The sequence below is a fragment of the Aquimarina sp. BL5 genome, assembly GCF_003443675.1.
In the GTDB taxonomy this organism is placed as follows: Bacteria; Bacteroidota; Bacteroidia; order Flavobacteriales; family Flavobacteriaceae; genus Aquimarina.
Genome location: NZ_CP031963.1, coordinates 1946108 through 1971653, shown reverse-complemented (window position 1 = coordinate 1971653; position 25546 = coordinate 1946108). Strand labels below are relative to the sequence as shown.

At 37.9% G+C, this 25546-nt stretch carries 5 protein-coding genes; 4 read left to right on the top strand and 1 reads right to left on the bottom strand.

Annotation, left to right across the window (positions count from 1 at the left end; genetic code table 11):
* Positions 1-44 precede the first annotated feature (44 nt).
* The 3 genes from rpoC (at position 45) to D1818_RS08405 (ending at position 5189) form a co-directional block, all read left to right on the top strand.
* Positions 45-4343 carry a DNA-directed RNA polymerase subunit beta' gene (gene rpoC / locus D1818_RS08415; RefSeq protein ID WP_118457928.1) on the top strand — a complete coding sequence of 1433 codons (4299 nt, stop codon included), beginning with the start codon at positions 45-47 and terminating at the stop codon, positions 4341-4343.
* A gap of 70 nt (positions 4344-4413) precedes the next feature.
* A complete protein-coding gene (locus tag D1818_RS08410) occupies positions 4414-4728 on the top strand; it encodes a DUF3467 domain-containing protein (RefSeq protein WP_118457926.1) in 315 nt (104 codons plus the stop codon).
* Positions 4729-4868: 140 nt separating this feature from the next.
* Positions 4869-5189, top strand: a complete 321-nt coding sequence (locus D1818_RS08405) for a DUF962 domain-containing protein (protein ID WP_118457924.1) — start codon at positions 4869-4871, stop codon at positions 5187-5189.
* A 158-nt stretch (positions 5190-5347) separates the two neighbouring features.
* Here D1818_RS08405 and D1818_RS08400 read toward each other — a convergent pair whose 3' ends face one another.
* Entirely contained in the window at positions 5348-6934 is a 1587-nt protein-coding gene (locus D1818_RS08400; protein ID WP_118457922.1) for a peptide chain release factor 3, read from the bottom strand.
* Between the two features lie 351 nt (positions 6935-7285).
* Here D1818_RS08400 and D1818_RS08395 point away from each other — a divergent pair, with 351 nt between their 5' ends.
* The gene (locus D1818_RS08395; protein WP_118457919.1) at positions 7286-25537 is read left to right on the top strand and encodes a gliding motility-associated C-terminal domain-containing protein; all 18252 of its coding nucleotides are present in this window, start codon (positions 7286-7288) and stop codon (positions 25535-25537) included.
* Positions 25538-25546 lie beyond the last annotated feature (9 nt).

The window sequence follows — 25546 nt, the reverse complement described above, 5'->3', positions numbered from 1 at the left end:
TTATTCAATTTTAAATTACAATAATTCTTAAGCAACCATATATTATGGCAAGAAATAATGATAAGAATACAGTAAAGAGATTTAATAAAATCTCTATAGGTTTAGCCTCTCCTGAGTCAATTTTAGCAGCGTCGCAGGGAGAAGTTTTAAAGCCTGAAACTATCAATTATCGTACTCACAAACCCGAGCGTGATGGTTTGTTCTGTGAGCGTATTTTTGGACCTGTTAAGGACTTTGAATGTGCTTGTGGTAAATATAAAAGAATTCGTTACAAAGGGATCGTTTGTGATCGATGTGGAGTAGAAGTAACAGAAAAGAAAGTTAGAAGAGATCGTGTAGGACACATTAATTTAGTGGTTCCTGTAGCGCATATATGGTATTTCCGTTCTTTGCCAAACAAAATAGGATATTTATTAGGGCTGCCATCTAAGAAATTAGATATGATCATCTACTATGAAAGATATGTAGTGATTCAACCAGGTATTGCTAAAAATGAAGAAGGAGAACCAGTTCAGAAAATGGATTTCCTTACAGAAGAAGAATACCTGAATATTTTAGATAGTCTTCCTCAAGAGAATTTATATTTGGATGATACAGATCCTAATAAATTCATCGCTAAGATGGGGGCAGAATGTCTTATCGAAATCTTAAAAAGAATCGATCTTGACGAGTTATCATATCAATTAAGACATAAAGCAAATAACGAAACATCTAAGCAACGTAAAACTGAAGCGTTAAAGCGTCTTCAAGTTGTAGAGTCGTTACGTGATGCTAATAAGAATAGAGAAAATCGTCCAGAGTGGATGATTCTTAAGGTAGTTCCGGTAATTCCGCCGGAGTTACGTCCATTAGTGCCACTTGATGGAGGTCGTTTTGCAACATCTGATTTAAATGACTTATACCGTCGTGTAATTATACGTAACAATCGTTTGAAGCGTTTGATGGAAATCAAAGCTCCAGAAGTAATTTTGCGTAATGAAAAGCGTATGTTACAAGAATCTGTGGATTCTTTGTTTGATAACACGCGTAAAGCTTCTGCAGTAAAAACAGATTCTAACAGACCATTAAAATCATTATCAGATTCATTAAAAGGTAAGCAAGGACGTTTCCGTCAAAACTTACTTGGTAAACGTGTGGATTATTCTGCTCGTTCTGTAATTGTTGTAGGACCAGAATTGAAATTATTCGAATGTGGTCTTCCTAAGAATATGGCAGCCGAGTTGTACAAGCCATTTGTAATCAGAAAATTGATTGAGCGTGGTATTGTAAAGACGGTAAAATCTGCAAAGAAAATTATAGATAGAAAAGAACCTGTAGTTTGGGATATCTTAGAGAATGTTCTAAAAGGACATCCGGTATTATTAAACCGTGCTCCTACGCTTCACCGTTTAGGTATACAGGCATTCCAGCCAAAACTTATTGAAGGTAAAGCAATACAGTTACACCCATTGGTATGTACGGCATTTAATGCCGATTTTGATGGAGATCAAATGGCAGTACATTTACCATTAGGACCAGAAGCTATATTAGAAGCACAATTATTAATGTTAGCTTCTCATAATATCTTAAATCCTGCCAATGGTTCACCAGTTACGGTACCTTCTCAGGATATGGTATTAGGACTGTATTATATGACTAAGTCTCGTAGATCTACACCTGAATTAGAAATTAAAGGTGAAGATTTAACGTTCTATTCTCCAGAAGAAGTGGTGATCGCTTATAATGAGAAAAGATTAGATATCAATGCTAACATTAAAGTTAGAACAAAAGATATCGAAGAAGGAGAGTTAGTAACTAAAATAATAGAAACTACTACTGGTAGAGTTTTATTTAATGAAAAGGTTCCAGAAAAAGCTGGTTACATAAATGAAGTGTTGACTAAAAAATCTCTTAGAGATATTATTGGTGATATTTTAAAGGTAACTAGTGTTCCTGAAACTGCGGCTTTCTTGGATGAAATCAAAACACTAGGGTATAACTTCGCATTTAGAGGTGGGTTGTCGTTTAGTTTAGGTGATATTATTATTCCTAAGGAAAAGCATACTATGATTGCTGATGCTAATAAGCAGGTAGATAATATTGTATCAAACTATAATATGGGTCTTATCACTAATAATGAGCGTTATAATCAGGTAATTGATATATGGACATCAACTAATGCTGAATTGACAGAATTGTCGATGAAGCGTATTAGAGAAGATCAGCAAGGGTTTAACTCGGTATATATGATGCTTGATTCTGGAGCAAGGGGATCTAAAGAACAGATTCGTCAGCTTACAGGAATGCGTGGATTGATGGCTAAACCGAAAAAATCAAATTCTGCTGGTGGAGAAATTATTGAGAATCCGATTCTTTCTAACTTTAAAGAAGGTCTTTCGATTCTAGAGTACTTTATCTCTACTCACGGTGCTCGTAAAGGTCTTGCGGATACAGCACTTAAAACAGCGGATGCTGGATACCTTACTCGTCGTTTAGTTGATGTTGCACAAGACGTAATTGTTAATATTGAAGATTGTGGAACATTAAGAGGAGTAGAAGTTAGTCCATTAAAGAAAAACGAAGAAATTATAGAAGGTCTAGCAGCTAGAATTGCGGGTAGAACTTCATTGATGGATGTTATTAATCCATTAACTCAAGAAGTACTTGTAGAAGCTGGTGTAGAGATTGATGATGTAACTGCTAAGAATATCGAAAACTCTCCTGTAGAGTCGGTAGAAGTTCGTTCTGCTCTTACCTGTGAAGCTAAGAAAGGTATATGTGTTAAATGTTATGGACGTAACCTAGCTACTGGTAAAACAGTTCAGAGAGGTGAAGCAGTGGGTGTTGTTGCAGCGCAGTCAATTGGAGAGCCAGGAACGCAGCTTACATTACGTACATTCCACGTTGGAGGTATTGCAAGTAACATTTCTGAAGAAAATCAGCTAAAATCTAAATTTGCTGGTAAAGCAGAAATAGAAGAATTGAAGACTGTAAAAGGTCAGGACTCTGAAGGAAAAGAAATAGATGTTGTGATTTCTCGTACTTCTGAAGTTAAGGTTATTGATCCTAAAACTAAGATCGTACTTAGTACAAATCTTATACCTTATGGTTCGCAGTTGTTTATCAAGAGTGGTGATACATTGAAAGCGGATCAGAGCATCTGTCAGTGGGATCCATATAATGGTGTGATTATTTCGGAATTTGCCGGAAAAGTAACCTATGAGAATGTAGAACAAGGTATAACATATCAGGTAGAAATTGATGAACAAACCGGATTCCAGGAAAAAGTAATCTCAGAATCACGTGATAAGAAAAAGATACCTACACTTCTGATTATGGGTAAAGGTGACGAAGTTCTTCGTTCATATAACCTTCCAGTTGGAGCTCACTTAATGGTGGATGATAATGAAAAGATTGAAGTAGGTAAGGTTTTAGTTAAGATTCCACGTAAATCGGCAAAAGCTGGTGATATTACAGGAGGTCTTCCACGTGTAACAGAATTATTTGAAGCACGTAATCCATCAAACCCTGCAGTTGTTAGTGAGATTGATGGTGTAGTATCATTTGGTAAAATCAAGCGTGGTAATCGTGAGATTATTGTAGAATCTAGAATTGGTGAAATCAAGAAGTATCTTGTTAAATTATCGAATCAGATTCTTGTTCAAGAGAATGATTTTGTACGTGCAGGTATGCCACTATCAGATGGTTCTGTAACTCCTGAAGATATTCTTAAAATAAAAGGACCTTCTGCAGTACAGCAATATTTAGTAAATGAGGTACAGGAAGTATATAGATTACAAGGAGTGAAGATTAACGATAAGCATTTTGAGGTGGTAGTACGTCAAATGATGCGTAAGGTAAGAATTCAGGATCCGGGTGATACTATTTTCTTAGAAAATCAATTAATCCATAAGGCTGATTTTATTGTTGAAAATGATTCTATGTACGGAATGAAGGTGATCGAAGATGCTGGTGATAGTGAAAACCTAAAAGCAGGTCAGATTATTTCACCTCGTGATTTAAGAGATGAAAACTCTCTTTTACGTAGAGAAGACAAGAATTTAGTAGAGGCACGAGATGTTACTCCGGCTACAGCGACTCCAATACTTCAGGGTATTACTAGAGCTTCGCTTCAGACTAAATCGTTTATCTCTGCGGCATCATTCCAGGAAACAACAAAAGTATTAAACGAAGCTGCTGTAAGTGGTAAGGTTGATGATCTGGAAGGATTGAAAGAGAATGTAATTGTTGGTCATAGAATTCCTGCAGGAACAGGTATGAGAGACTATGAGAGTATCATAGTTGGTTCTAAGGAAGAGTTCGAAGATCGAATGGAACAACGACAAGAAGTAAATTATAATTAATCAGTAAAGCCTGCCAATTGGCAGGCTTTCTGTTTCTAGAGCCAATGTGTTCAGGTAAAATATATAAAAAATGGCAGACGAAAAGAAACAAAAACAAAATCAGCTAAATATAGAGTTAGATGATGCGATAGCTGATGGAGTATATAGCAATTTGGCAATTATTAACCATTCAGTATCAGAATTTGTGGTTGATTTTGTAAATATTATGCCAGGACGACCTAAAAGTAAGGTGAAAAGCAGAATCATTTTAACTCCGCAGCATGCTAAAAGATTATTGAAGGCATTAGGAGATAATGTATCAAGATTTGAAGCCGCTCACGGAGAAATAAAAGATTATGAGCAACCACCGATTCCTTTAAATTTTGGGCCTACCGGACAAGCATAAGGGGTGTAAACTATTCTTAAGGATATAAAGATCCGCTTGATTGATAAAATCAAGCGGATCTTTTTTTGAAATATATGGAAACTTGATCAACACGTATATTTTTATTATATTAAACATTATTTAAATACGTGTACAAAATTATGTCTGATCGAATTAAAACTTATTCTGAGTTCTATAAGTTCTATCTAACGGAACACAGGAATAGAACCAGTAGAACGTTGCATTTTGTTGGTACTTTTTTAGTTTTTGTTATTATCGCAATTGCTATCTATTATAGTTGGAGTTGGAAATGGTTTTTGGTGCCTGTTGTTGGATATGGCTTTGCATGGGTAGGTCACGCTTTTTTTGAAAAAAATAAACCAGCAACTTTCAAATATCCCTTATGGAGTCTAATTTCAGATTTTAAGTTATTCTTTGAGATTCTTCTCGGAAAGCGATCCCTGGACAGCACAAAAGATTAGCATAGTGATATCTTATAGAAAATAGTTTGTTAATAGATTTTTATAATGCATTATATGAAAACAAGTTAAATAGAGGCTTTTTAATAAGTTTTTATTCTAAAACAATGTGATACTATATTATTTTTCAGAAACATCTTGAAACTAGCTCTAAATCCTGTTTAGAATTCCGAGGTAAAGTGAAAAATTATAGAAGGATATTTTTGTTGTGTCATTTGTAAACTAAAAGAAGAATCTGCTAAAAATACTAATTGACTTTGCTTATCCTTTGCTAAAAATTTACTTTTCACACGTTTGAAATCTTTAAATTCATCACTATCAGTGTCTTCTGTTTCTATCCAACAGGCTTTATGTACGTTAAGATTTTCATAGGTACATTTTGCCCCGTATTCGTGTTCTAATCTGTATTGTATTACTTCATACTGAAGCGCTCCAACTGTACCAATAACTTTTCTTCCATTCAATTCTAAGGTAAATAATTGTGCGACTCCTTCATCCATTAATTGATCAATCCCTTTTGCTAATTGCTTGGATTTCATAGGATCAGCATTGTTAATATACCTAAAATGCTCTGGTGAAAAACTAGGAACTCCTTTATAATTTAATTTCTCTCCGGTAGTTAGTGTATCTCCTATCTTAAAGTTACCAGTGTCATGTAAACCAACAATATCACCTGGATAAGAGATGTCTACAATTTCTTTTTTTTCTGCAAAAAAAGCATTTGGACTAGAGAATTTCAGTTTTTTGTTGTGCCTTGTATGTAAGTAAGGCACATTTCTTTCAAAAGTTCCTGAAACAATTTTGATAAAAGCTAACCGATCTCTATGTTTAGGATCCATATTGGCGTGAATCTTAAATACAAATCCCGTAAAATCTTTTTCATCAGGTTCTACAATCCTAATATCACTTTCTTTAGGTCTTGGTGTTGGAGCAATTGAAACAAAACAATCTAATAACTCACGGACACCAAAATTATTTAATGCAGAACCAAAAAAGACGGGTTGTAGGCTTCCGTTTTGATAGGATTCTTTGTTAAAAGATGGGTAAATTCCTTCTACTAACTCTATTTCTTCGCGTAAAGTTTCTGCAGCCGTATCACCAATTAAAGTGTTAAGTTCAGATGAAGATAAATCAGAAACTTCAATAGTCTCTTCTATATTCTTTCTACTATCTCCGCTAAACAGATTAATGTTTTTTTCCCAAATATTGTAGATTCCTTTAAAATCATATCCCATTCCGATAGGAAAACTTAGAGGGGTAACTTTCAGTCCAAGTTTCTGTTCTACTTCGTCTAGCAGTTCAAAAGCATCTTTCCCTTCACGGTCCAGTTTGTTAATAAAAACAATCATAGGAATGTTACGCATTCTACAAACGGATACTAATTTTTCAGTTTGTTCCTCTACACCTTTAGCAACATCAATTACTACGATTACACTATCCACAGCGGTCAAAGTTCTAAAGGTATCCTCTGCAAAATCCTTGTGTCCTGGTGTGTCTAAAATATTAATTTTGATGTTTTGGTATTCAAACGCTAAAACAGAGGTAGCAACAGAAATTCCTCTTTGGCGTTCAATCTCCATAAAATCACTAGTAGCCCCTTTCTTAATTTTATTAGATTTAACGGCCCCAGCTTCTTGTATTGCACCCCCAAATAATAGTAATTTTTCAGTTAATGTTGTTTTACCTGCATCGGGGTGCGAAATGATACCAAAAGTTCTTCGTCTCTTTATTTCCTCAGTGAATTTCATTGTAGTTCTATTGCTAAAGTTTGCAAATATACTACTTAAAAATACAAAGCCATTATAAGTAATAAAAACAAAGGTTTTTCGAAATATTACTTTTTTTATATGATTTATAGCGTAAAAAATGTGTATTTCATCGAAAAAGTGAAAAAAATATGGGGAAAAAGATGTTAGATATATAAATGTATTGCCATCTTTGTAATAAGTGAAAATTACGGTTTTTCCGTAGTTTTTTATAGTATTAAGTTTCAGTTATCTGGTTTAAAATATGAAAATCAATTAATTGTAATTTTTTTGATGTTTATGAAAACCGAACCCAATTGATTTTCGTATATACATTATAAATACCATCGTCATATGAAAAAAATTACCCAAATCTTGTTGGGTCAAAAAACTTTTATGTCTTTTTTGACCTTAGTTTTATTAGTTACCTACAATATTTCCGGTCAAGAAGGAAAGGATGGTGATCTTATAGTTTCCGCTGTAAATACGGTCCTTAATACCTATAGTCCAATAACTGCAGATATATCAGCAGGATCTAGTTCTATCGATGTGAACGATATTGCTTCTGATCTTGGAGGTATCTCTAGTGGAGATCTTATTTTGATTTACCAAGCACAAGGAGCTACCATTAATACAAGTAACACTGTCAATTATGGTGATATTACTAATTATGGAAGTGCGGGATTATACGAATTTGGGTATGTATTAAGTACTTCATCAAATACACTTACACTTACCTGTGGAGTTGCAAATAGTTATTTTGTAGCAGGTAAAGCGCAAGTAATTAAAGTTCCTCAATACGATACACTTACGATACAAGCGGGTGCTTCTGTAGTACCCCTATCTTGGGAAGATTTTGCGGGTAGCAGACGTGGAGGAGTTGTAGTAATTACTGCAAATACAATTGATGTAGAGGGAGATATAGATGCTTCTGGATTCGGATTTAGAGGTGGTGTAGTTGAGAATAGTACTTCTTTAACAGGTGCAAATTTAGAATCTGATTACGTAAGTATTAATGCCAGTGATTCAGCAGAAAAGGGCGAAAGTATTGTTGGATTTCAAACTGATTACGATGTTTTGGGTGGAAGATATGGTAGAGGAGCTCCTGCTAATGGAGGTGGTGGTGGAAACGGACATAACGCTGGTGGCGGTGGTGGATCTAATGGAAATAATAGTAATACTTGGTTTAATGGATCAGGTGTAATGTGTTCTGGATGTACTGGAGCTGCAGCGTGGACTTTGGATCCTGATTATATAGCTAATAGCAATGCTCTTACGAATTCTTCTGGTGGAGGAAGAGGAGGGTATTCCTATGGTAGTAGTAATCAGAATGCTTTAACTCTGGCTCCGGGTAGTACTGCTTGGGGGGGAGATCGTAGAGATCCAGTAGGAGGATTAGGTGGGAGACCACTTATAGCAAATGAACAAAATAGAATCTTTCTCGGAGGAGGAGGAGGAGCTGGAGATAGAAATAATAGTGCTAGTCAAGATGCTGCTGATGGAGGTGGTATTATATTGTTAGGTGCTAACTCCATAACTGGATCAGGTAGCATAACAGCTAACGGAGCAAATGCTTTGCCTACAGTTGGAGGTAATAATGATGCACCTGGTGGAGGTGGAGGTGGAGGAAGTATCGTATTAAGAGCTTCTTCAATAGATAATACATTGACACTTAGTGCTAATGGTGGAGATGGTGGAGATCAGTTAATTACTAATAATGAAAGCGAAGGTCCTGGAGGAGGAGGAGGAGCTGGTTTTGTGGCCGTTTCTGCAGGTTCGCCTACGGTTAATATAAATGGAGGTTCTAATGGTATTACTAATAGTGGTGCTGTAACAGAATTTCCTGCCAATGGAGCTACCAGTGGTGGCAGCGGTGAATCAGTAACGGGAATAAGCAATGGTGCGGTTACTTGTTCTAATCCAGGAACAATAAGTGGAATAGTATATAATGATGTAAATGGAAATGGAACACAAGATGGCGAATCAGGCATTGGTAGTGTGTCAATAACAATTACAGATATTAATGGTAATGTACAAACAATTACTACCAATCCTGATGGGACTTATACTGCCACATTACCGCCAGGTAATGCTACTGTTAATATATTGGATTCAGATCCTGGATTACCAATTAATGCAGTACAGACACAAGGTGATGATCCTACATCTATTACTGTAGTAGGGGGAATGAATGTAATGTCTACTGCAGATGGTTTCGTAATAGATACTGATGGAGACGGAACAGGAGATCCATCTGATAACTGTCCAGCGATTCCTAATGCGGGTCAGGCCGATCAAGATTCGGATAATGTTGGTAATTTCTGTGATGCTGATGATGATAATGATGGGATCTTGGATACAGATGAGGGATTGGATTGTGCGTCTGCACCAATAGAAGTTGGTACAGCTCCTACTGGTAATCAAAATGGTGTTGGATCTATAGTTGATATTTATGATTTTGATGGAGTGGATGTAGATGTTACAACTACTGTTAATGGAGGTATACTTTCACAGCTTTTAGTAGAGAACACAACTACCTTAAGGGTACAAGGACAACAAATTGATGATGGAGCTGGAGATTTTTTAACATATACATTTACATTTAGTGAACCAGTAACGGGAGTTAAATTTAGATGGTCTGGAATAGATGAGGGAGATAAAGTAACAGTGAATGTTTCTGGTCCAGGTTCACAAATTATTAATATAGGTTCTTTAATGGACCCAACGACATTTCCTTCTGGGAATTATACAATTACTTCGAATGGAAGTTCTCATATGATTACAGGAAATGATAGCGCTTCTCCGACTATTACTTCTTATACTAGCGGTTCAGGTAATACTGCTTTAAATTACTCTGATATTGTTATTGAAGGTTTAGTGTCTTCTTTTCAAGTTGTTACTGCTAAAGAGAGACAGGATGGTAATGTTGCTAACAATGGTAATGTTACGTTTTTGTTATCTGACTTTACCTATTGTACATATGAAGATACGGATGGAGATGATATTCCTAATCATTTAGATTTAGATTCCGATGATGATGGTTGTAGTGATGCTAATGAAGCCTATAATGATAGTAATGCTGATGGCGGAGATAGTGGACAGTTTGGGATGACGGATCCTGCAACTGTGGATCCAGCTACCGGTTTAGTAGATGCAGTAGAAGGTAATGTAGATTATACTTTAGGAAATAATCCAAGAGTTACAAATGGAGCTACTACTAATATATGTGATGCACCAGCTGTAACAACATTGCATCAGAATCCAGCTTGTAGCAATACAATTTATAATTTAGTTTGGGATGGTTTTGTGCCAAATGGAATAGATGAGTTTGATTGGACTCCAGATGGAGTCTTTACTAATACGTTTTCTGATGTAGATGGCTCAGGAATTAATATTACACATACTTTTTCTGGAGGGGAAGAAGGAACTTTAAGAAGTTGGCCTGTAACTACCTCTTCAGATACACCAAGTGTTGCTAGTAATGCTTCTGGGAATTTAGGAGATGAAGTTTTAGAATATTTTACAACTGGTTTTGCTACAGGAATAACTCAGACCATAACTTTTAGTACGGATATATACTCTGTTGGATTTGATTTGTACCATATCAATGTCAATGCAGGCGGAACTAATGGAGATAGATTTATAGTCACAGCGTTAGATGGTGCTGGGAATACGATATTTCCGACATTTACTAATTCAGCAACACCTTCATATGCTTCTGTTGAAAGTACAGGTGTTATTAACGCTGAAGATGAATCTATTCTAAATGATAATGATCAAATAGGAGTTAATTTTGAAGACTTAGATGGAATCGCAAGTATTACGATTGTTTGGCAAAACTGTGATAGTTGTAGTGCAAATGTGGTTCATGGTGCTGGAATTGGTGGATTTGATTTTTGTACTGAGATACCTGTAACAGGAGTTACAGGTACAGTTGATATTACAGATACGAGTGTTCCGGGAGACACTTTAGATATTACAGTTACGGATAATGATTTAAACACGGATTCTGGAGTTGCAGAGACAATTATTGTCGAGGTTGTTAATGATGTTACCGGAGAGAACGAGACAATTACCTTAACAGAGACAGGTCCTGACACAGGTATTTTCACAGGTACTGTTGCTACTACTTTTGGTACAGCGGCAGGTACAGATGATGATGGTACATTCAACACTCAGGCAGGTGATACAGTTACGGTTACTTATGATGATGTTTTAGATGCATCAGGTAATGATCCTGTTGCCGTTACAGATACAGATATAGTAGTTGGAGGAGTTACAGGTACAGTTGATATTACAGATACGAGTGTTCCGGGAGACACTTTAGATATTACAGTTACGGATAATGATTTAAACACGGATTCTGGAGTTGCAGAGACAATTATTGTCGAGGTTGTTAATGATGTTACCGGAGAGAACGAGACAATTACCTTAACAGAGACAGGTCCTGACACAGGTGTTTTCACAGGTACTGTTGCTACTACTTTTGGTACAGCAGCAGGTACAGATGATGATGGTACATTCAACACTCAGGCAGGTGATACAGTTACGGTTACTTATGATGATGTTTTAGATGCATCAGGTAATGATCCTGTTGCTGTTACAGATACAGATATAGTAGTTGGAGGAGTTACAGGTACAGTTGATATTACAGATACGAGTGTTCCAGGAGACACTTTAGATATTACAGTTACGGATAATGATTTAAACACGGATTCTGGAGTTGCAGAGACAATTATTGTCGAGGTTGTTAATGATGTTACCGGAGAGAACGAGACAATTACCTTAACAGAGACAGGTCCTGACACAGGTATTTTCACAGGTACTGTTGCTACTACTTTTGGTACAGCGGCAGGTACAGATGATGATGGTACATTCAACACTCAGGCAGGTGATACAGTTACGGTTACTTATGATGATGTTTTAGATGCATCAGGTAATGATCCTGTTGCCGTTACAGATACAGATATAGTAGTTGGAGGAGTTACAGGTACAGTTGATATTACAGATACGAGTGTTCCAGGAGACACTTTAGATATTACAGTTACGGATAATGATTTAAACACGGATTCTGGAGTTGCAGAGACAATTATTGTCGAGGTTGTTAATGATGTTACCGGAGAGAACGAGACAATTACCTTAACAGAGACAGGTCCTGACACAGGTATTTTCACAGGTACTGTTGCTACTACTTTTGGTACAGCAGCAGGTACAGATGATGATGGTACATTCAACACTCAGGCAGGTGATACAGTTACGGTTACTTATGATGATGTTTTAGATGCATCAGGTAATGATCCTGTTGCTGTTACAGATACAGATATAGTAGTTGGAGGAGTTACAGGTACAGTTGATATTACAGATACGAGTGTTCCAGGAGACACTTTAGATATTACAGTTACGGATAATGATTTAAACACGGATTCTGGAGTTGCAGAGACAATTATTGTCGAGGTTGTTAATGATGTTACCGGAGAGAACGAGACAATTACCTTAACAGAGACAGGTCCTGACACAGGTATTTTCACAGGTACTGTTGCTACTACTTTTGGTACAGCAGCAGGTACAGATGATGATGGTACATTCAACACTCAGGCAGGTGATACAGTTACGGTTACTTATGATGATGTTTTAGATGCATCAGGTAATGATCCTGTTGCTGTTACAGATACAGATATAGTAGTTGGAGGAGTTACAGGTACAGTTGATATTACAGATACGAGTGTTCCGGGAGACACTTTAGATATTACAGTTACGGATAATGATTTAAACACGGATTCTGGAGTTGCAGAGACAATTATTGTCGAGGTTGTTAATGATGTTACCGGAGAGAACGAGACAATTACCTTAACAGAGACAGGTCCTGACACAGGTATTTTCACAGGTACTGTTGCTACTACTTTTGGTACAGCAGCAGGTACAGATGATGATGGTACATTCAACACTCAGGCAGGTGATACAGTTACGGTTACTTATGATGATGTTTTAGATGCATCAGGTAATGATCCTGTTGCCGTTACAGATACAGATATAGTAGTTGGAGGAGTTACAGGTACAGTTGATATTACAGATACGAGTGTTCCAGGAGACACTTTAGATATTACAGTTACGGATAATGATTTAAACACGGATTCTGGAGTTGCAGAGACAATTATTGTCGAGGTTGTTAATGATGTTACCGGAGAGAACGAGACAATTACCTTAACAGAGACAGGTCCTGACACAGGTATTTTCACAGGTACTGTTGCTACTACTTTTGGTACAGCAGCAGGTACAGATGATGATGGTACATTCAACACTCAGGCAGGTGATACAGTTACGGTTACTTATGATGATGTTTTAGATGCATCAGGTAATGATCCTGTTGCTGTTACAGATACAGATATAGTAGTTGGAGGAGTTACAGGTACAGTTGATATTACAGATACGAGTGTTCCAGGAGACACTTTAGATATTACAGTTACGGATAATGATTTAAACACGGATTCTGGAGTTGCAGAGACAATTATTGTCGAGGTTGTTAATGATGTTACCGGAGAGAACGAGACAATTACCTTAACAGAGACAGGTCCTGACACAGGTATTTTCACAGGTACTGTTGCTACTACTTTTGGTACAGCAGCAGGTACAGATGATGATGGTACATTCAACACTCAGGCAGGTGATACAGTTACGGTTACTTATGATGATGTTTTAGATGCATCAGGTAATGATCCTGTTGCTGTTACAGATACAGATATAGTAGTTGGAGGAGTTACAGGTACAGTTGATATTACAGATACGAGTGTTCCGGGAGACACTTTAGATATTACAGTTACGGATAATGATTTAAACACGGATTCTGGAGTTGCAGAGACAATTATTGTCGAGGTTGTTAATGATGTTACCGGAGAGAACGAGACAATTACCTTAACAGAGACAGGTCCTGACACAGGTATTTTCACAGGTACTGTTGCTACTACTTTTGGTACAGCAGCAGGTACAGATGATGATGGTACATTCAACACTCAGGCAGGTGATACAGTTACGGTTACTTATGATGATGTTTTAGATGCATCAGGTAATGATCCTGTTGCCGTTACAGATACAGATATAGTAGTTGGAGGAGTTACAGGTACAGTTGATATTACAGATACGAGTGTTCCAGGAGACACTTTAGATATTACAGTTACGGATAATGATTTAAACACGGATTCTGGAGTTGCAGAGACAATTATTGTCGAGGTTGTTAATGATGTTACCGGAGAGAACGAGACAATTACCTTAACAGAGACAGGTCCTGACACAGGTATTTTCACAGGTACTGTTGCTACTACTTTTGGTACAGCAGCAGGTACAGATGATGATGGTACATTCAACACTCAGGCAGGTGATACAGTTACGGTTACTTATGATGATGTTTTAGATGCATCAGGTAATGATCCTGTTGCTGTTACAGATACAGATATAGTAGTTGGAGGAGTTACAGGTACAGTTGATATTACAGATACGAGTGTTCCAGGAGACACTTTAGATATTACAGTTACGGATAATGATTTAAACACGGATTCTGGAGTTGCAGAGACAATTATTGTCGAGGTTGTTAATGATGTTACCGGAGAGAACGAGACAATTACCTTAACAGAGACAGGTCCTGACACAGGTATTTTCACAGGTACTGTTGCTACTACTTTTGGTACAGCAGCAGGTACAGATGATGATGGTACATTCAACACTCAGGCAGGTGATACAGTTACGGTTACTTATGATGATGTTTTAGATGCATCAGGTAATGATCCTGTTGCTGTTACAGATACAGATATAGTAGTTGGAGGAGTTACAGGTACAGTTGATATTACAGATACGAGTGTTCCAGGAGACACTTTAGATATTACAGTTACGGATAATGATTTAAACACGGATTCTGGAGTTGCAGAGACAATTATTGTCGAGGTTGTTAATGATGTTACCGGAGAGAACGAGACAATTACCTTAACAGAGACAGGTCCTGACACAGGTATTTTTACAGGTACTGTTGCTACTACTTTTGGTACAGCGGCAGGTACAGATGATGATGGTACATTCAACACTCAGGCAGGTGATACAGTTACGGTTACTTATGATGATGTTTTAGATGCATCAGGTAATGATCCTGTTGCTGTTACAGATACAGATATAGTAGTTGGAGGAGTTACAGGTACAGTTGATATTACAGATACGAGTGTTCCGGGAGACACTTTAGATATTACAGTTACGGATAATGATTTAAACACGGATTCTGGAGTTGCAGAGACAATTATTGTCGAGGTTGTTAATGATGTTACCGGAGAGAACGAGACAATTACCTTAACAGAGACAGGTCCTGACACAGGTGTTTTCACAGGTACTGTTGCTACTACTTTTGGTACAGCGGCAGGTACAGATGATGATGGTACATTCAACACTCAGGCAGGTGATACAGTTACGGTTACTTATGATGATGTTTTAGATGCATCAGGTAATGATCCTGTTGCTGTTACAGATACAGATATAGTAGTTGGAGGAGTTACAGGTACAGTTGATATTACAGATACGAGTGTTCCAGGAGACACTTTAGATATTACAGTTACGGATAATGATTTAAACACGGATTCTGGAGTTGCAGAGACAATTATTGTCGAGGTTGTTAATGATGTTACCGGAGAGAACGAGACAATTACCTTAACAGAGACAGGTCCTGACACAGGTATTTTCACAGGTACTGTTGCTACTACTTTTGGTACAGCGGCAGGTACAGATGATGATGGTACATTCAACACTCAGGCAGGTGATACAGTTACGGTTACTTATGATGATGTTTTAGATGCATCAGGTAATGATCCTGTTGCCGTTACAGATACAGATATAGTAGTTGGAGGAGTTACAGGTACAGTTGATATTACAGATACGAGTGTTCCAGGAGACACTTTAGATATTACAGTTACGGATAATGATTTAAACACGGATTCTGGAGTTGCAGAGACAATTATTGTCGAGGTTGTTAATGATGTTACCGGAGAGAACGAGACAATTACCTTAACAGAGACAGGTCCTGACACAGGTATTTTCACAGGTACTGTTGCTACTACTTTTGGTACAGCAGCAGGTACAGATGATGATGGTACATTCAACACTCAGGCAGGTGATACAGTTACGGTTACTTATGATGATGTTTTAGATGCATCAGGTAATGATCCTGTTGCTGTTACAGATACAGATATAGTAGTTGGAGGAGTTACAGGTACAGTTGATATTACAGATACGAGTGTTCCAGGAGACACTTTAGATATTACAGTTACGGATAATGATTTAAACACGGATTCTGGAGTTGCAGAGACAATTATTGTCGAGGTTGTTAATGATGTTACCGGAGAGAACGAGACAATTACCTTAACAGAGACAGGTCCTGACACAGGTATTTTCACAGGTACTGTTGCTACTACTTTTGGTACAGCGGCAGGTACAGATGATGATGGTACATTCAACACTCAGGCAGGTGATACAGTTACGGTTACTTATGATGATGTTTTAGATGCATCAGGTAATGATCCTGTTGCCGTTACAGATACAGATATAGTAGTTGGAGGAGTTACAGGTACAGTTGATATTACAGATACGAGTGTTCCGGGAGACACTTTAGATATTACAGTTACGGATAATGATTTAAACACGGATTCTGGAGTTGCAGAGACAATTATTGTCGAGGTTGTTAATGATGTTACCGGAGAGAACGAGACAATTACCTTAACAGAGACAGGTCCTGACACAGGTGTTTTCACAGGTACTGTTGCTACTACTTTTGGTACAGCAGCAGGTACAGATGATGATGGTACATTCAACACTCAGGCAGGTGATACAGTTACGGTTACTTATGATGATGTTTTAGATGCATCAGGTAATGATCCTGTTGCTGTTACAGATACAGATATAGTAGTTGGAGGAGTTACAGGTACAGTTGATATTACAGATACGAGTGTTCCAGGAGACACTTTAGATATTACAGTTACGGATAATGATTTAAACACGGATTCTGGAGTTGCAGAGACAATTATTGTCGAGGTTGTTAATGATGTTACCGGAGAGAACGAGACAATTACCTTAACAGAGACAGGTCCTGACACAGGTATTTTCACAGGTACTGTTGCTACTACTTTTGGTACAGCGGCAGGTACAGATGATGATGGTACATTCAACACTCAGGCAGGTGATACAGTTACGGTTACTTATGATGATGTTTTAGATGCATCAGGTAATGATCCTGTTGCCGTTACAGATACAGATATAGTAGTTGGAGGAGTTACAGGTACAGTTGATATTACAGATACGAGTGTTCCAGGAGACACTTTAGATATTACAGTTACGGATAATGATTTAAACACGGATTCTGGAGTTGCAGAGACAATTATTGTCGAGGTTGTTAATGATGTTACCGGAGAGAACGAGACAATTACCTTAACAGAGACAGGTCCTGACACAGGTATTTTCACAGGTACTGTTGCTACTACTTTTGGTACAGCAGCAGGTACAGATGATGATGGTACATTCAACACTCAGGCAGGTGATACAGTTACGGTTACTTATGATGATGTTTTAGATGCATCAGGTAATGATCCTGTTGCCGTTACAGATACAGATATAGTAGTTGGAGGAGTTACAGGTACAGTTGATATTACAGATACGAGTGTTCCAGGAGACACTTTAGATATTACAGTTACGGATAATGATTTAAACACGGATTCTGGAGTTGCAGAGACAATTATTGTCGAGGTTGTTAATGATGTTACCGGAGAGAACGAGACAATTACCTTAACAGAGACAGGTCCTGACACAGGTATTTTCACAGGTACTGTTGCTACTACTTTTGGTACAGCAGCAGGTACAGATGATGATGGTACATTCAACACTCAGGCAGGTGATACAGTTACGGTTACTTATGATGATGTTTTAGATGCATCAGGTAATGATCCTGTTGCTGTTACAGATACAGATATAGTAGTTGGAGGAGTTACAGGTACAGTTGATATTACAGATACGAGTGTTCCGGGAGACACTTTAGATATTACAGTTACGGATAATGATTTAAACACGGATTCTGGAGTTGCAGAGACAATTATTGTCGAGGTTGTTAATGATGTTACCGGAGAGAACGAGACAATTACCTTAACAGAGACAGGTCCTGACACAGGTATTTTCACAGGTACTGTTGCTACTACTTTTGGTACAGCAGCAGGTACAGATGATGATGGTACATTCAACACTCAGGCAGGTGATACAGTTACGGTTACTTATGATGATGTTTTAGATGCATCAGGTAATGATCCTGTTGCCGTTACAGATACAGATATAGTAGTTGGAGGAGTTACAGGTACAGTTGATATTACAGATACGAGTGTTCCAGGAGACACTTTAGATATTACAGTTACGGATAATGATTTAAACACGGATTCTGGAGTTGCAGAGACAATTATTGTCGAGGTTGTTAATGATGTTACCGGAGAGAACGAGACAATTACCTTAACAGAGACAGGTCCTGACACAGGTATTTTCACAGGTACTGTTGCTACTACTTTTGGTACAGCAGCAGGTACAGATGATGATGGTACATTCAACACTCAGGCAGGTGATACAGTTACGGTTACTTATGATGATGTTTTAGATGCATCAGGTAATGATCCTGTTGCTGTTACAGATACAGATATAGTAGTTGGAGGAGTTACAGGTACAGTTGATATTACAGATACGAGTGTTCCAGGAGACACTTTAGATATTACAGTTACGGATAATGATTTAAACACGGATTCTGGAGTTGCAGAGACAATTATTGTCGAGGTTGTTAATGATGTTACCGGAGAGAACGAGACAATTACCTTAACAGAGACAGGTCCTGACACAGGTATTTTCACAGGTACTGTTGCTACTACTTTTGGTACAGCAGCAGGTACAGATGATGATGGTACATTCAACACTCAGGCAGGTGATACAGTTACGGTTACTTATGATGATGTTTTAGATGCATCAGGTAATGATCCTGTTGCTGTTACAGATACAGATATAGTAGTTGGAGGAGTTACAGGTACAGTTGATATTACAGATACGAGTGTTCCGGGAGACACTTTAGATATTACAGTTACGGATAATGATTTAAACACGGATTCTGGAGTTGCAGAGACAATTATTGTCGAGGTTGTTAATGATGTTACCGGAGAGAACGAGACAATTACCTTAACAGAGACAGGTCCTGACACAGGTATTTTCACAGGTACTGTTGCTACTACTTTTGGTACAGCAGCAGGTACAGATGATGATGGTACATTCAACACTCAGGCAGGTGATACAGTTACGGTTACTTATGATGATGTTTTAGATGCATCAGGTAATGATCCTGTTGCCGTTACAGATACAGATATAGTAGTTGGAGGAGTTACAGGTACAGTTGATATTACAGATACGAGTGTTCCAGGAGACACTTTAGATATTACAGTTACGGATAATGATTTAAACACGGATTCTGGAGTTGCAGAGACAATTATTGTCGAGGTTGTTAATGATGTTACCGGAGAGAACGAGACAATTACCTTAACAGAGACAGGTCCTGACACAGGTATTTTCACAGGTACTGTTGCTACTACTTTTGGTACAGCAGCAGGTACAGATGATGATGGTACATTCAACACTCAGGCAGGTGATACAGTTACGGTTACTTATGATGATGTTTTAGATGCATCAGGTAATGATCCTGTTGCTGTTACAGATACAGATATAGTAGTTGGAGGAGTTACAGGTACAGTTGATATTACAGATACGAGTGTTCCAGGAGACACTTTAGATATTACAGTTACGGATAATGATTTAAACACGGATTCTGGAGTTGCAGAGACAATTATTGTCGAGGTTGTTAATGATGTTACCGGAGAGAACGAGACAATTACCTTAACAGAGACAGGTCCTGACACAGGTATTTTCACAGGTACTGTTGCTACTACTTTTGGTACAGCAGCAGGTACAGATGATGATGGTACATTCAACACTCAGGCAGGTGATACAGTTACGGTTACTTATGATGATGTTTTAGATGCATCAGGTAATGATCCTGTTGCTGTTACAGATACAGATATAGTAGTTGGAGGAGTTACAGGTACAGTTGATATTACAGATACGAGTGTTCCAGGAGACACTTTAGATATTACAGTTACGGATAATGATTTAAACACGGATTCTGGAGTTGCAGAGACAATTATTGTCGAGGTTGTTAATGATGTTACCGGAGAGAACGAGACAATTACCTTAACAGAGACAGGTCCTGACACAGGTATTTTTACAGGTACTGTTGCTACTACTTTTGGTACAGCGGCAGGTACAGATGATGATGGTACATTCAACACTCAGGCAGGTGATACAGTTACGGTTACTTATGATGATGTTTTAGATGCATCAGGTAATGATCCTGTTGCCGTTACAGATACAGATATAGTATTATTGGCAGAATTAAGCGTTATTAAAACAGTAAGAGTTGCAGGAAGTGTATTGAATGATGTTATCGAGTACGATATTGTAGTTACTAACACAGGGAATGTTACTTTAACAGATATTGAAGTTACCGATGCCAATGCCGATGCAGGAAGTATAGTTGGTAGTCCAATTTTAACTTTAGCACCAGGAGTTAGTGTAACGGTTACAGCAAATCAAACGATTGAACAAACGGATATTGATGCTGGTTATATAGAGAATAGTGCTACAGCTACTGGAGATAGTCCAGGAAACACGGATGATGTAAGTGATGATTCTGATGCTGGAGATGAGACAGTAGAGACTCCAGATGGAGATGGTACTACGGATTCAGATCCTACAAACGATCCTACGGTTACTACCTTGACACCGGCTCCAAGTTTAAGTGTTATTAAAACAGTAAGAGTTGCAGGAAGTGTATTGAATGATGTTATCGAGTACGATATTGTAGTTACTAACACAGGGAATGTTACTTTAACAGATATTGAAGTTACCGATGCCAATGCCGATTCAGGAAGTATAGTTGGTAGTCCAATTTTAACTTTAGCACCAGGAGTTAGTGTAACGGTTACAGCAAATCAAACGATTGAACAAACGGATATTGATGCTGGTTATATAGAGAATAGTGCTACAGCTACTGGAGATAGTCCAGGAAACACGGATGATGTAAGTGATGATTCTGATGCAGGAGATGAGACAGTAGAGACTCCAAATGGAGATGGTACTACGGATTCAGATCCTACAAACGATCCTACGGTTACTACCTTGACACCGGCTCCAAGTTTAAGTGTTATTAAAACAGTAAGAGTTGCAGGAAGTGTATTGAATGATGTTATCGAGTACGATATTGTAGTTACTAACACAGGGAATGTTACTTTAACAGATATTGAAGTTACCGATGCCAATGCCGATGCAGGAAGTATAGTTGGTAGTCCAATTTTAACTTTAGCACCAGGAGTTAGTGTAACGGTTACTGCAAATCAAACGATTGAACAAACGGATATTGATGCTGGTTATATAGAGAATAGTGCTACAGCTACTGGAGATAGTCCAGGAAACACGGATGATGTAAGTGATGATTCTGATGCTGGAGATGAGACAGTAGAGACTCCAGATGGAGATGGTACTACGGATTCAGATCCTACAAACGATCCTACGGTTACTACCTTGACACCAGCACCAAGTTTAAGTGTTATTAAAACAGTAAGAGTTGCAGGAAGTGTATTGAATGATGTTATCGAGTACGATATTGTAGTTACTAACACAGGGAATGTTACTTTAACAGATATTGAAGTTACCGATGCCAATGCCGATGCAGGAAGTATAGTTGGTAGTCCAATTTTAACTTTAGCACCAGGAGTTAGTGTAACGGTTACAGCAAATCAAACGATTGAACAAACGGATATTGATGCTGGTTATATAGAGAATAGTGCTACAGCTACTGGAGATAGTCCAGGAAACACGGATGATGTAAGTGATGATTCTGATGCAGGAGATGAGACAGTAGAGACTCCAAATGGAGATGGTACTACGGATTCAGATCCTACAAACGATCCTACGGTTACTACCTTGACACCGGCTCCAAGTTTAAGTGTTATTAAAACAGTAAGAGTTGCAGGAAGTGTATTGAATGATGTTATCGAGTACGATATTGTAGTTACTAACACAGGGAATGTTACTTTAACAGATATTGAAGTTACCGATGCCAATGCCGATGCAGGAAGTATAGTTGGTAGTCCAATTTTAACTTTAGCACCAGGAGTTAGTGTAACGGTTACTGCAAATCAAACGATTGAACAAACGGATATTGATGCTGGTTATATAGAGAATAGTGCTACAGCTACTGGAGATAGTCCAGGAAACACGGATGATGTAAGTGATGATTCTGATGCTGGAGATGAGACAGTAGAGACTCCAGATGGAGATGGTACTACGGATTCAGATCCTACAAACGATCCTACGGTTACTACCTTGACACCAGCACCAAGTTTAAGTGTTATTAAAACAGTAAGAGTTGCAGGAAGTGTATTGAATGATGTTATCGAGTACGATATTGTAGTTACTAACACAGGTAATGTTACTTTAACAGATATTGAAGTTACCGATGCTAATGCCGATGCAGGAAGTATAGTTGGTAGTCCAATTTTAACTTTAGCACCAGGAGTTAGTGTAACGGTTACAGCAAACCAAACGATTGAACAAACGGATATTGATGCTGGTTATATAGAGAATAGTGCTACAGCTACTGGAGATAGTCCAGGAAACACGGATGATGTAAGTGATGATTCTGATGCAGGAGATGAGACAGTAGAGACTCCAAACGGAGATGGTACTACGGATTCAGATCCTACAAACGATCCTACGGTTACTACCTTGACACCAGCACCAAGTTTAAGTGTTATTAAAACAGTAAGAGTTGCAGGAAGTGTATTGAATGATGTTATCGAGTACGATATTGTAGTTACTAACACAGGGAATGTTACTTTAACAGATATTGAAGTTACCGATGCCAATGCCGATGCAGGAAGTATAGTTGGTAGTCCAATTTTAACTTTAGCACCGGGAGTTAGTGTAACGGTTACAGCAAATCAAACGATTGAACAAACGGATATTGATGCTGGTTATATAGAGAATAGTGCTACAGCTACTGGAGATAGTCCAGGAAACACGGATGATGTAAGTGATGATTCTGATGCTGGAGATGAGACAGTAGAGACTCCAGATGGAGATGGTACTACGGATTCAGATCCTACAAACGATCCTACGGTTACTACCTTGACACCAGCACCAAGTTTAAGTGTTATTAAAACAGTAAGAGTTGCAGGAAGTGTATTGAATGATGTTATCGAGTACGATATTGTAGTTACTAACACAGGGAATGTTACTTTAACAGATATTGAAGTTACCGATGCTAATGCGGATGCAGGAAGTATAGTTGGTAGTCCAATTTTAACTTTAGCACCAGGAGTTAGTGTAACGGTTACTGCAAATCAAACGATTGAACAAACGGATATTGATGCTGGTTATATAGAGAATAGTGCTACAGCTACTGGAGATAGTCCAGGAAACACGGATGATGTAAGTGATGATTCTGATGCAGGAGATGAGACAGTAGAGACTCCAAATGGAGATGGTACTACGGATTCAGATCCTACAAACGATCCTACGGTTACTACCTTGACACCGGCTCCAAGTTTAAGTGTTATTAAAACAGTAAGAGTTGCAGGAAGTGTATTGAATGATGTTATCGAGTACGATATTGTAGTTACTAACACAGGGAATGTTACTTTAACAGATATTGAAGTTACCGATGCTAATGCCGATTCAGGAAGTATAGTTGGTAGTCCAATTTTAACTTTAGCACCAGGAGTTAGTGTAACGGTTACAGCAAACCAAACGATTCAACAAACGGATATTGATGCTGGTTATATAGAGAATAGTGCTACAGCTACTGGAGATAGTCCAGGAAACACGGATGATGTAAGTGATGATTCTGATGCAGGAGATGAGACAGTAGAGACTCCAAACGGAGATGGTACTACGGATTCAGATCCTACAAACGATCCTACGGTTACTACCTTGACACCAGCACCAAGTTTAAGTGTTATTAAAACAGTAAGAGTTGCAGGAAGTGTATTGAATGATGTTATCGAGTACGATATTGTAGTTACTAACACAGGGAATGTTACTTTAACAGATATTGAAGTTACCGATGCCAATGCGGATGCAGGAAGTATAGTTGGTAGTCCAATTTTAACTTTAGCACCGGGAGTAAGTGTAACGGTTACAGCAAATCAAACGATTGAACAAACGGATATTGATGCTGGTTATATAGAGAATAGTGCTACAGCTACTGGAGATAGTCCAGGAAACATGGATGATGTAAGTGATGATTCTGATGCAGGAGATGAGACAGTAGAGACTCCGGATGGAGATGGTACTACGGATTCAGATCCCACAAATGATCCTACGGTTACTATTTTAGATATAAATACCGAATTAACATTAGTTAAAACGGGGATAACTAGCGGATCTAATGTCGGTGATATTATCACATATACGTTTACGGTAACAAATACAGGGGATGTTGTAGTAAGTAACATTGTGATAGATGATATGTTAACAGGTAGTGTTAATTTAGTTGTAACACCATCTACTCTGGCTCCGGGAGAGCAAGGTATAGCAACAGCAGAATATGCAATATCTCAGAATGATATTAATAATGGAGAGGTAATGAATAGCGCGACGGTAATGGGTGAAGATCCGAATGGAGATATTGTGATAGATGTATCTGATAATGGAGATGAAACTGTGGATGATAATGGAGATAATGATCCTACAAATGATGAGACAATTACAGATATAGAACAGTTACCTAATTTAGCTTTAACTAAGACAGGTATTTATGTAGATGCTAATGGAGACGACTTGCCTAATGTTGGTGACGAGATTCAGTACACATTTACAGTAACAAATACTGGTAATGTTGACATTGTTAATATTATTCTTACAGATCCATTAACAGATATTGTATTGACTGGTGGTCCAATTGATTTATTAGTTGGTGAAACAGATACTACTACATTTACGGCAACGTACGTTTTAACTGCCGAAGATGTTTTATTAGGAGAGGTATTAAATCAAGCTACAGTGACTGGTCAAGATCCAAATGGAGATGATGTTATTGATCTTTCTGATGATCCAATAAACACAACAGATGTAGATCTAGATAATGATGGTGATGCAGAAGATGAAACAGTAACTATTATAGAAGGAGTATTTACTGATGAAGATGATCCTATTATTGTATATACGGGAATTAGTCCTAACGGAGATGGAGTTAATGATGATTTTAGAATTGTAGGGTTGAATAATTTTCCTGATAATACATTAAGAATTTATAACAGATGGGGAGTCCAAGTATTCGAAGAAGAAGGATATGAGCAACCAGGTGTAGAATTATTTAAAGGAATTAGTAACGGAAGAGTTACCATTTCTCAGAAAAATGAATTGCCTGTAGGTACATATTACTACGTTTTAGAATATATAAATGCAAGAGGATTGAATACATATAAAGCAGGTTACTTATACATAAACAGATAAATTTATATT

Bases quoted from the DNA above. Each gene is read 5' to 3' on its own strand.
- D1818_RS08395 (WP_118457919.1), top strand. From the start codon at position 7,286: ATGAAAAAAATTACCCAAATCTTGTTGGGTCAAAAAACTTTTATGTCT.
- D1818_RS08405 (WP_118457924.1), top strand. From the start codon at position 4,869: ATGTCTGATCGAATTAAAACTTATTCTGAGTTCTATAAGTTCTATCTA.
- rpoC (WP_118457928.1), top strand. From the start codon at position 45: ATGGCAAGAAATAATGATAAGAATACAGTAAAGAGATTTAATAAAATC.
- D1818_RS08400 (WP_118457922.1), bottom strand. From the start codon at position 6,934: ATGAAATTCACTGAGGAAATAAAGAGACGAAGAACTTTTGGTATCATT.
- D1818_RS08410 (WP_118457926.1), top strand. From the start codon at position 4,414: ATGGCAGACGAAAAGAAACAAAAACAAAATCAGCTAAATATAGAGTTA.